Genomic DNA, 11,630 nt, shown 5'->3' on the forward strand with positions numbered 1-11,630 from the left:
AGGAAACACTAATAATTATTAATTGGTTAACCAATCTGGTTAACCAAAAATACGTATATTTGTTGGACTGACAAATTTTTAACATAAAAACTGGGTAATAATCTATAAAGCAACCTGTAAAATGAAGAAAAGGACAATTTACGAAAGAAGGGATTTTATTAAACTTGCCGCAATGGCTGGTGCCGCCATCCCATTGATGGGATTTGATGAATACATGGTTAACCCTATTTCCAAATGGGGCGGGAATCTGGAGGTACATTTGTTTTCCAAACACCTTCAGTTCCTTAACTATAAGGATATGTCCGAGGCTGCGGCGGAAATGGGCTTTAACGGATTGGATTTGACGGTAAGGCCAGAGGGGCACGTATTGCCAGATCGCGTATCCGAAGATTTACCTAATGCGGTCGAGGCCATGAAAAAGTATGGTCTAAACCCTAGACTGATGACCACCAACGTTATTGATGTTCAAAACAAGGAACACAAATCCGTATTGGAAACGGCCAGCAAAAGTGGTTTTTCCCATTATCGTACTGCTTGGCTAAGTTATCCTGAGAATAGGGGGATACCAGAAAGTCAGGCAATCTATGGCCAACAGTTGAAAAATTTGGAAGTATTGAATAAACAGCTGGTTCTTATTGGTTGTTATCAAAATCATGCAGGCAATCATGTAGGGGCGCCCATATGGGATTTAATGCCAATTCTTCAGGCCACCAAAAACGAAAATATTGGTTGCCAATATGATATAAGACACGCCGTTGTGGAAGGGGGTAGCTGTTGGGAACTTGGATTGCGACTTATTGGACCTTTTATTAAGACTATAGTCATTAAAGATTTTAAATGGGGCACAGTGAATGGACAGTGGAAGCCCATCAATACTCCGTTGGGGGAGGGGATGGTAGATTTTGACCGCTACTTTTCATTGCTTAAAAAGTATAACATAAACGTGCCTGTATCCCTGCACTTGGAGTATGGCTTGGGTGGCGCTGAACACGGAGCTGCCAAAATTAGCATTGACAAAAAAGAAGTCTTTGCACAAATGAAAAAGGATTTGACCTTCCTTCAGGAAGCTTGGCAAAGAGCCGAATAATTAGGGAGAACCAAAGAATAACAAAATGGACCACACAACAAATTCTACAAAAGAGAAATTAAGAAAAGTCAGTACCGCCACCATTGCCACCTGTCTTTTTAAAAAAGGATTGAAAAATCAATTTATTCAAGACATTAAACCTTTAAAATTGGGCAAGCCTACTATGGTAGGGGAGGCCTATACCCTGCGTTATATACCGGCACGTGAGGATTTAAATACTATTGAAGTGTTCAAGGACCCTAAACATCTACAGCGGGTAGCGGTGGAAGAGTGCCCTATAGGCGCTATTTTGGTCATTGATAGTAGACAGGATGCCCGCGCCGCTTCCGCGGGTTCCATATTGGTTACCCGATTGATGGTAAGAGGGGTCTCGGGAATTGTAACGGATGGCGGTTTCCGGGATTCGGCTGAAATTGCCGAGTTGCATATTCCCTCATATCACCATAGACCATCGGCCCCCACCAATCTTACCCTGCATCAGGCCATCGCCATTAACGAACCCATTGGATGTGGCGGTGTGGCTGTCTTTCCTGGAGATATTTTAGTGGGGGACGATGATGGGGTCATGGTGGTCCCTGCCGGCATTGCCGATGAGGTTGCCAACGAGTGTTTACAGATGACCTTATTCGAGGAATTCGTGATGGAAAATGTACAAAATGGACGATCAATTGTAGGACTATACCCTTTGGTGGATAATAATATTGCCGAAGAATACGGGAAATGGAAAGTTGATAAACAAGGTCTGTAAACCTATAATGTATATATTACCTGTTCCCTTCCCCTTTTTTTCCATCTTAAAAATTTTTGACAGGTTGCCATTGTGGGATAATTTGTCCTGGAACAAAACAGCCTTATCCACTAGTAGGTTGTGATGTATGATTCTTGGTATTTCCGGAAGTCTATGTTAGGGTATTTAATATTTATCCATCCCATAAAATCAATTTTTATGTGTAATAATGCCACTTAGGGGATTTCCTTTTAGGTGGTGGAACAATTGAATGGTTTTTTCTTTTTTAATAACGCCTTTATTTTATAAATTAGGAAGTTCATACCGTAGCTAGATGTTAGCTGTCTATGGTCCGTAGCATTTTTCCGATTTAAGTGATAAGGTGTGGGGAAGCGATTTTTACAAACCAACATTTAATTCATTGCAACCTTAATCCAGTCCAAACCCATAAAAATGAAAAATACACTAGTTGGCATTACCATATCACTTTTAATCCTTTTTGTTACGTTTAAGGGCATATCGCAGACCCTACCAAAGGGAATCAAAGTTTCTAAAATTTATTCCGATGAAAATTACAATGCCTTTACATCTTTAATAAGGTTCCATGGAGCCTTTTATTGTGCATTTCGCTCAGGGGAAAGGCATGTGTATGGAAAGGATGGAGTAATAACAATTATAGCCTCCAAAGATGGTAAGGTTTGGAAAGAAATAGATCAAATTGCTCTCAAGGGGTTCGATCTAAGGGATCCCAAATTATCAGTGACCCCGGAAGGGCTCATAATGGCCACTATGGGAGGATCTATTTATGAAGGTAAGACCCTGTTGGGAGGAATACCCCATGTAGCATTCTCCAATCCTAACGGGACCAAATTTTCCCCTCCACAGCCTATTAAATACGATGCCAATCTAAAATCGAAGTTCGATTGGTTATGGAGCTTAACCTGGCATGAGGGTACTGGATATGGGGGCATGTATTCCAGAAAGGAAAATGAGGCAGGTGAATATGGGACGAGCATAAAATTGGTCAAAACCACCAACGGAGTGGATTATCAGTTGGTTGCCGATCTGGGAATTGATGGGAATCCCAATGAATCTACAATTCGCTTTTTGCCCAATGGCGAAATGTTAATGCTGATAAGACGGGAAAAGGGCAACAAGAGAGCCTATTTGGGGAAAAGTAGTCCTCCATATACCGACTGGAACTTTACCGAATCGCCATACTTTATTGGTGGTCCCGACTTTGTAGCGATAGACGGGGGTAAATTTATTGGAGGGGGAAGGATTAATAGGGAGTATACCGGATTGGTTTCCTTTGGTGAAAATGGAGATTTTAAAGAGGTGTTGAAATTGCCTTCAAATTCCGATAGCAGTTATCCCGGTTTCGTTTTTGAAAATGATATCCTGTATATGAGCTACTACTCTTCACACGAGACCAAAAAAACTTCTATTTATTTTGCTGAAATTCCCTTGGATGAACTTAAATGAATTCTATAGCATAAGTTCATTTTATATAAATGTCCAACAATGAATATGAAATTACTTTTTAGTCCCAAGCTTTTCTGGGTATTCCTGCTACTTGCATCTTCTTGTAAAAGCAATAAGGCTAGCAACAAATTAACGGACTCCAAAGGGCCTGAAACCGTTTTGAGCCTAAAACCTTCGTCGGACAATCCTCGAAACAGTGAAGGGGATTTTATCAGGCTAAAAAATGGGAATTTATTATTTGTATACACCCATTATACACAGGGCACAGGGTCTGATCATGACCCTGCACATCTGGCAAGTAGATATTCCGTGGACAATGGACGTACTTGGAGTATGCAGGATAAGGTGGTGCTACCCAATGAAGGTGGACTGAATGTGATGTCGGTTTCCCTGTTGCGACTTCAAAATGGCGCTATAGCTTTATTTTACCTGAGGAAAAATAGTACAGAGGACTGTATTCCCATGATGCGAATTTCTACGGATGAAGCCAAGAGCTGGAGTTCACCAATTCCTTGTATCACCGATAAAAGCGGATATTTTGTTTTAAACAATGATAGGGTTATTCAATTGCAGGATGGGCGTTTAATGTTTGCTGTGGCCGAACACCCCACAACCGAAGAGGGTTTTAGGGCCAAGGGCAATTTATTTTCTTATTACTCAGATGATGATGGTACTACCTGGACTTCTAGTCAAATGGTTCCAAATACTTCTGAAACTATTACCCAGGAACCTGGCCTTATAGAGATGTCCGATGGCCGTATCATGATGTATATTAGAGCTAGTGGAGGTGTACAACAGTTGTCTTTTTCAACAGATCGAGGGGCAACATGGAGCCCTATAGAGCCTAGTTCCATTTATTCTCCCCTTTCGCCAGCTACTATAGAGAAAATCCCTGGAACCAAGGATTGGGTCATGGTGTGGAACAATAACGATGGTTCCGATGTAACTATAAAAGGTAAAAGAACCCCTTTAACGGTAGCTATTTCCAAGGATGAGGGGAAAACATGGAGCAATATTAAAAATATTGCAACCGATCCTGACGGCTGGTATTGTTATACCGCCTTGTATTTTACAGATCCGCAAAAACTTATTTTGGGTCATTGTGCCGGCAACAGGGTGCAGGGAACAGGGCTGGAGGTGACCAATATTACGACTTTGAATAGGGATTGGATTACTAATCATTAGATATGGGAATAGGGCTTAGTATATTTCCTTTGAATTTTTTTTGGATTAATAGGGAATTAGGTGTTTTAGCTTCCTTTTCATAATGTTTTAAATACTTATCAACGTAATTTACAAGTATGCACGGTCTATTGTTCCCTCGTATTTATTTGTATATGCTATGGTGAAAAGGCCCAACCAAAGCTACGGGACACTATTGTATTTGCCGATTTCCATTTTGACGTGCTAATCAATTATATCATAATGTTTTATATAGATGCTAATTTGGCGGTTATTAAAATTGTACCTTTTATTGGAGCGTTATAGTTAAAAATTTTGCTACTAGTTCTTAAGTATTAAAAATTATTCCAGTAAATGGCATCCGAGAGAAATAGATATTGATAAATAATGAAGTTCGGTTGAAATACAATTTCTTATCTTGTATTGCCAAACCTTAACTAAACTAAAGCCTACCATTTAGGTATAAAAATTTACTTTAATTTTCAGGGATATACATTATGGAAATGGAAAAGCATGACAATTTACACAAGGAATTGGATTTGATACAATCCGTAATAAATAGAATGGCCAACAATTCCTTTTTAATCAAAGGATGGGCAATGACCTTAATGTCGGCCTTAGCTGCATTTGGTAAGGATACCATACTGGGTAGTGCTAGCGGTATTTACTATTTATTATTGATGATAGGAATATTAATTCCTTTTTGGTGGTTGGATGCCTACTATTTAAAACAGGAGCGGTTATTTAGACAGATTTATAATACCGCAATCTCCGACCCGAAATCCTTAAATCGGACACAATATGATTTAACGCCTGCCAACATGGGAAGGGACGGAAAAAATGTGCTCAAAGGGATGTGGGCAAAGGCCTTAAGCTGGTTTTATTTTCCATTTATCTTATTACTTTTTGTTGGAATATTATTTAAAGTATTCGGATTACTTTAAATTTATAAGTGAAACTTAAACATGGATTTAGACAGGTACAATTTAAGATAATGGGCAAAGGCATTCAAAAAAATGATATTGTTAAAGAGGTTGAAAAAGGAAATTCATTAGAAATCCAACAGGAAATAGACGCTATATTTAGTCTTCTGGCTTATGCAATCGTGGCCAAAGATTGGCAACCCGATTCTATTGAGCGTAGTAAAAGAAGAGGTTATAATATTGGTGCCTTGCTGGTAAATGAAAACAATAATCCAGTACATTTTGGTTTAAATTGTATTAATTCTACGGATAACGCTACCCAGCATGGGGAGGTAAGGACTATTATTGGTTATCTGGATAAAACCAAGCGATTTGATTTAACCGATTTTACCATGTATACTACTTTGGAGCCTTGTATTATGTGTGCCGGGATGATGACCATGACTTCTATTAAACGAATAGTCTATGGCCAAAAGGATGTGGTTTATAGTAAAGCCTTTGAAAGATTGGCTTTTGATTCAAGTTCTATTGGTGGATATCCCCCATATCCACGTCAGGTAGAAGTGGATGTCTCAAAAACTGAATTCAGAGAGGCTTTGGATATGGGATATCAAAAATTCCTTAAAGAGGACAAAGAAAAATATTTAGCCAAATATTTAGCTTCCCAAGAGGCAAAAGATATTTTTGAGGAGGCAAAAAACACCTTCCTTCATTATAAGGTGATATTTTCAAGTAATCAAGAAATACTGGAAAAAGCCCAATTATTTTTTAATCAAATTCACATAGGGAATGGAAATTAGGGAGGAATTTAGAAATCAAAGACCCCATCAGGTCTTGCAAAAGGGAACGGTCAAAGAGCTTGAACAAAAAATCAGAAATTTTGAACTAGGTAAACCCAGTATTTTCATTGGATCCTCAAGGGAATCTTTGTATATCGCGGAAAAGGTTAAATCGCTTTTTGGAGACACTCTTTTTGAAGTTGATATATGGGATGAAGGAGTTTTTGGAAAAACACCTTCCAGTGAACGGGGCGAAGACCCAGTTACGGGGAGGGCATTGTCCAATGTGGAATGGCTTAAAAACTTTACGGATATCTATGATTATGCGATGTTTTTATTTGTTCCCGAAGACAAGATTGTTAGTGAGACCAGGGTAGTGAAAAATGACCAAGGTAAGGAAATTGTGCCTATGACCTTGGGGACCAGACACAATGTGGTATTTGAATTTGGCATGTTCCTAGGGCGTATTGGAGCGAAGAAGACCTTTGTGCTTTTTGATAAAGGAACTACAGATTTTATTAAATTATTTTTTACAGATATAATTGAAAACTTGTTAGATCCATACGACAGTAGTTATTTGGACCCTAGCGCTAATTATATTTCCCTGTATCCTTACGAAAGTGATTCCAGTTTAGGTAGCCAGGGAGCCTCCGCTATTTTGGATCGTAATTTAAAAATAGCAGTTGAAAAAATCAAAAAAGAAATCCTATTGAATCTTGAAACCATAGAAATCACCTTTTTGCCTTCAACTACTTTGGCGATCGGCTATTTCAATAATTTTATAAAGATATTTGTGGAGAATATTAATTTCTTAAGAGGGTTCTCTTTGTTGGATTCTTTGGAGCAAAAAAACAAACTGGAAGAAATTATGTCAATGGAAGCTTTGAACAGAGAATTAAGAATAATCAATTCCCTAATTAAGGCCAAAGGGAATATTATGTTGAAAATAGTAATTCCCAATTCTTTGGACGGAGCCGTTCAAAATCAGTTTACACCAAAATTCAATAAAGAAATATTTAAACAGGAAGAAATTTTAGGGGTCAATAGAAATTTAACGATAGATAGGTTGAGAAATTCAGAAAAAGTACTGCAAGACAGTTTAATTTTTTATGATGTGCCAACCACAATGAACTCTTCCATAGAGGCTTTGGAAATAATTAATCCCCATAAGGATATCAAAGAGTTGTTGTCTGAAAAAGAGCGTCAAAATTTTAAAAAAGTTCTGGATTTTAAAATTGCGGAATGCGAAAGGAGCTACCCGGAAATAAGAAAGAATGTTGAAATAATTTCATGGAGCCAATTCTTAACGGAAATCGGACAAGTGGGATAATGGAAATTTTTGATTTTCACAATTAACTCAAACTAAAATAGTATTCAATGAAGGTTAAAATTGTATTTATCTTACTGCCAATAGTACTTTTTGTTTCAACTTTTTATGGTTTAGCCCAGTCTAACCAACGCCCCAATGTAATCTTGGTGATTACGGATGATCAAGGGTACGGGGACTTGGGGTTTACTGGAAATCCACATGTAAAAACCCCTGTCATAGACGCCTTGGCACGTGAAAGCGTTAGGTTCAATAATTTTTACGTTTCCCCGGTTTGTGCACCTACTAGATCCAGTTTGATGACGGGACGTTATTCATTACGGACGGGTATGAGGGACACTTACAATGGGGGAGCCATAATGGCTTCCAATGAGGTTACCATAGCCGAGATGTTGAAGCAGGCAAATTACACGACCGGTGCTTTTGGTAAATGGCATTTAGGGGATAATTATCCAAGTAGGCCCAGTGACCAAGGTTTTGACGAGTCCGTGATTCATCTTTCGGGAGGAATGGGGCAGGTGGGTGATATTACTACATATTTTAAAGGGGATAGAAGTTATTTTGATCCTGTCCTTTGGCACAACAACCAGCAGGAATCCTATGATGGCTATTGCTCCGATGTTTTTACCGATCAAGCCATTAATTTTATTGAAAAAAATAAGGAAACCCCTTTTTTCTGCTATTTGGCGTTTAATGCCCCGCATACCCCCTTACAGGTACCGGATTCCTATTATCAAAAGTATAAGGACATAGACCCTACTGCTGGGTTTGGAAAGGACGGAAGGCCTTTTTCGGAAATGAGCGAAAAGGATAAGGAGGATGCTAGAAAGGTCTACGCCATGGTAAATAATATAGATGATAACCTCGGGAAACTTTTTAAGAAACTGAATGCCTTGGGACTGTCGGAAAATACACTTGTAATATTTATGACCGATAACGGCCCACAACAGACCAGATATGTGAGTGGTATGCGGGGACGTAAGGGAGATGTATACAACGGTGGGATTAGGGTGCCTTTTTATTTAAAGTGCCCATCACTTTTTAAAGGGAACAAAGATGTGGAAACCATGACCGCCCATTTGGATGTCCTGCCTACCTTATCCGAAATTTGCAATGTGGAAATGCCCAAAGACAGGATAGTGGATGGTAAAAGTTTAGTGCCTCTAATAAATGGGCAACCAGTGGAGTGGGCCGATCGTTCCTTATTTTTTTATTGGTCCAGACGGTATCCCGAGTTGTACAATAATATGGCCATTCAAAAAGAAGGCTATAAACTGGTGGGAAAAACGGACTATAACGCCACTATTGACGACTTTGAATTGTATCAACTTGGCAAGGATCCATATGAACAAACCAATGTGGTAAAGGAGAATAAGGCATTGGCCATAGATCTTAAAAAAGAATTGGATAAAATATATAATGAATTGATTATTTCTGAAAATCTAGTGAATCCGCCTAAAATTTTGGTCGGTACCCCAAACGAGAATCCCATCATTTTAAATAGGAATGATGCTGGTGGGGAACGGGGGATTTGGAATCAAGAGGAAATTTATGGTTATTGGGATACCGATATTGAAGAAGGTTTCTACAATATAACATTTAAGTTTGTTAACCCGGTAGTGGCCCATGGCAAAATGGTTTTGGAAGCCAATACCCTTGTTAGACAAGTGGTGAATAAAAATGGAAATACCGATATAATCCGGATGGAGAAGGTATATTTTCCAAAAATGACGGGCAAGCTTTTACCATTTTACGCGGTAAATAATAAAAACATCTTTCCATTTTGGATGGAAATGGAAAAGGTGGATTAAGATCCAGTGTTCTTTATCACTCATTTTTTAGGAAAAGGGATGATTTCTTTTGGGCTGGCTTCCCCTAGTGTGGCATATTAAATCACTAGTGTCCCATTAAAATTGGGACGTTTTAAAAATTAAATAAATTTGGCCCATTAAGCCTATTTCGTTCTTTGTCATTTTGAAATTTAGTTTTGCTAAAGAGTTCCCGAAGGTTCGTTTTATCGGTCAGGGAGATGCTTAATATCTGCAGCACTTCATAAGTACTTCTCTCCAGTTTCATATCGTGCTGAACGATGGCCACCAAACAATAGGTGCAGATGGCGGCATAGATCTGGATTCGCACGGCATTCTCGGTAGTACCCCAGAACTTTTTGATTTTAAGGTGTTGTTTCAGCCATTTGAAGAACAGCTCTACCTGCCAGCGGTTCTTATAAAGTTCAGCAACCTGTAGGGCTGAGATGTGAGTAGCATTGGTCAAAAAGACGAACTCCCGTTGTTGTAGTTCATCCCAGTATCTGACAAGCCGCAGTGACCCAGGATAGTACTGCTTTGGGTAAAATCCAGTCAACCCAATGGTCAGATCTGAAAGCACGTTCCTGGGCAATCTGCGTTTCCACTTGATGGATCTGTACTGCAGGTTATTCTTTGCCCTGATCACAAAGTAAGCACCTATCTGATGGATTTTATACAGCATCTTAAAGTTGTTATAGGCTCGATCAAATATATAGTAGGACCCTGGTTCATAAGGAATTTCTTTCATAACCTTTGAGTCGTGTACTGAAGCTTCGGTAATATGAAAAAATGCCGGTATCTGTGTTTCCACATCATACAAGGTGTGTACTTTGATGCCACCTTTTCTCCTTCTGAACTTTGCCCACCAGAATACGGAAAGACACAGGTCGATCGTTGTCGAATCGAAAGCATAGACGTGGCCACTCAGATCGAAGATGTTGGTAGTTCTGGTTTCTCTGGCCTGATTTACCAAATAGTAGGCATACTCCTCAAAGATATGGTAATCCCTGTCCTGATTGGCCCTTGCCAAAGATGATTTAGAGACATTCTTCCCCATTCCCAAATGATAACATTTGGATCGGTGGGCATCAAGTGCGATTACCAGATCCCTAAGGCTTTCACGATTGGAGAGCTGGCCGAACATCAAAGCGAGCAACTGGTTCCAGCAGGTGAAGTGTTTCACATATTTATCCCCCCGATAGGTACGAACAATATAATTGAACTTATTTCTATCCAAAAAGGAAACAAGCTGTGAGAAAACGAATTTGTCTTTATGCATTGCAAATCTGTATAAGAATTGCAAAAGTTAAAATTGAAATCCGTTTAATCGAAAAACCTCTGTAACTAACTATATTTCAAATATTTCAAAGAACTATTTTAGATTTTAATGGGACAGTAATGATATTAAATAATTGTTGTACGATTCCTTTATTGGCGTACATTCGCGTAAAAATTAATGTCCATGGAAAGTAGGGTTAAGGCAGTTGAGACATTATTCGATGGTTTGGATAGGGAGATAGCTATTTTTCAATCCCAAACCGGACTTGGTTGTAAAGCAGGCTGCGGCAAATGTTGTACCCACCCGGATATTGATGCTTCCCCTTTGGAATTTTTGCCATGGGCTTTCAATCTTTTTTTAAATGGGAAGGCAGAATCTACCTTGGAGGAATTAAGGGCCAATAGCAGTTCTCTATGCCATTTGTACAGGCCACTTTCTGTATTGGATAGTAATAGCGGCAGCTGTGGTGATTACAAGTATCGAGGACTAATATGCCGACTGTTTGGATATGGGGCAAGTAGGGACAAGTTGGGGCAACTCCGTTTGGCTACCTGTAAAATTATTAAAGAGAATCAGGCCGAGCGTTATGTGAATGCTCAGGAAGCTATGAAAAATGGACTCTATGTGCCTATTTTTACAGACTATTACATGAATCTGAATCAAATAGATTTTAGGATGGGCAATAGTATTCTTCCTATCAACAAGGCCATGAAGGCTGCCATTGAGGAAGTGCTTCAATATTATGCCTACCGTCCCTTCCCCGAAGGGCATAAGGTTATTGCCTAATAATTTGGGAAAACTTCACCAAAATTGAATTCAATTGTTAATTTCAGTCTACATAGTCCATTGTGGTTGAAAATCCATTATTGTCATCCTAGACTCATTTTGTCCGGTTTACTACGGGTGTTTTTGGGATCAAGTCCGAAATCTGGGTTTTTACCATTTTAAGAATATAATTTAATCAAGCGATATAAGAAGTATTCCGTATTCCTGACTCCCCTAAATTGTGATCTAAAAGCCTTTACTTTGGCAT

Annotated in this window: 10 protein-coding genes; 9 read left to right on the forward strand and 1 reads right to left on the reverse strand. The window is 39.0% G+C overall.

Translation table 11 applies throughout. The annotated features are described in order from the left end of the window. Nucleotides 1–121: 121 nt before the first annotated feature. The 8 genes from QSE00_RS21800 (at nucleotide 122) to QSE00_RS21835 (ending at nucleotide 9,321) form a co-directional block, all read left to right on the forward strand. On the forward strand, nucleotides 122–1,087 hold the full coding sequence (locus QSE00_RS21800; RefSeq protein WP_286107505.1) for a sugar phosphate isomerase/epimerase family protein: 966 nt from the start codon (nucleotides 122–124) through the stop codon (nucleotides 1,085–1,087). A 25-nt stretch (nucleotides 1,088–1,112) separates the two neighbouring features. Beyond that, nucleotides 1,113–1,835, forward strand: a complete 723-nt coding sequence (locus QSE00_RS21805) for a ribonuclease activity regulator RraA (RefSeq protein WP_286107506.1) — start codon at nucleotides 1,113–1,115, stop codon at nucleotides 1,833–1,835. A gap of 432 nt (nucleotides 1,836–2,267) precedes the next feature. After that, the gene (locus QSE00_RS21810) at nucleotides 2,268–3,299 is read left to right on the forward strand and encodes a sialidase family protein (protein WP_286107507.1); all 1,032 of its coding nucleotides are present in this window, start codon (nucleotides 2,268–2,270) and stop codon (nucleotides 3,297–3,299) included. Nucleotides 3,300–3,338: 39 nt separating this feature from the next. Continuing rightward, nucleotides 3,339–4,484 carry a sialidase family protein gene (locus QSE00_RS21815; protein ID WP_286107508.1) on the forward strand — a complete coding sequence of 382 codons (1,146 nt, stop codon included), beginning with the start codon at nucleotides 3,339–3,341 and terminating at the stop codon, nucleotides 4,482–4,484. Between the two features lie 500 nt (nucleotides 4,485–4,984). Beyond that, complete coding sequence (locus QSE00_RS21820; protein ID WP_146216284.1) at nucleotides 4,985–5,425, forward strand: hypothetical protein; 441 nt, start codon at nucleotides 4,985–4,987, stop codon at nucleotides 5,423–5,425. An 8-nt stretch (nucleotides 5,426–5,433) separates the two neighbouring features. Then, nucleotides 5,434–6,204, forward strand: a complete 771-nt coding sequence (locus tag QSE00_RS21825; RefSeq protein ID WP_146216285.1) for a nucleoside deaminase — start codon at nucleotides 5,434–5,436, stop codon at nucleotides 6,202–6,204. Continuing rightward, complete coding sequence (locus tag QSE00_RS21830) at nucleotides 6,194–7,513, forward strand: TIR domain-containing protein (RefSeq protein WP_286107509.1); 1,320 nt, start codon at nucleotides 6,194–6,196, stop codon at nucleotides 7,511–7,513. Before QSE00_RS21825 ends, QSE00_RS21830 begins: the two co-directional genes overlap by 11 nt. A gap of 47 nt (nucleotides 7,514–7,560) precedes the next feature. Next, nucleotides 7,561–9,321, forward strand: coding sequence for an arylsulfatase (locus QSE00_RS21835; protein WP_286107510.1), 1,761 nt, complete (start codon nucleotides 7,561–7,563; stop codon nucleotides 9,319–9,321). A gap of 112 nt (nucleotides 9,322–9,433) precedes the next feature. Here QSE00_RS21835 and QSE00_RS21840 read toward each other — a convergent pair whose 3' ends face one another. Further along, complete coding sequence (locus QSE00_RS21840) at nucleotides 9,434–10,597, reverse strand: IS4 family transposase (protein ID WP_093980379.1); 1,164 nt, start codon at nucleotides 10,595–10,597, stop codon at nucleotides 9,434–9,436. Between the two features lie 183 nt (nucleotides 10,598–10,780). Here QSE00_RS21840 and QSE00_RS21845 point away from each other — a divergent pair, with 183 nt between their 5' ends. Continuing rightward, nucleotides 10,781–11,383, forward strand: coding sequence for a YkgJ family cysteine cluster protein (locus QSE00_RS21845; protein ID WP_309148920.1), 603 nt, complete (start codon nucleotides 10,781–10,783; stop codon nucleotides 11,381–11,383). The last annotated feature ends 247 nt before the right edge of the window (nucleotides 11,384–11,630 follow it).

Source organism: Arenibacter flavimaris (assembly GCF_030291335.1).
GTDB lineage: Bacteria > Bacteroidota > Bacteroidia > Flavobacteriales > Flavobacteriaceae > Arenibacter.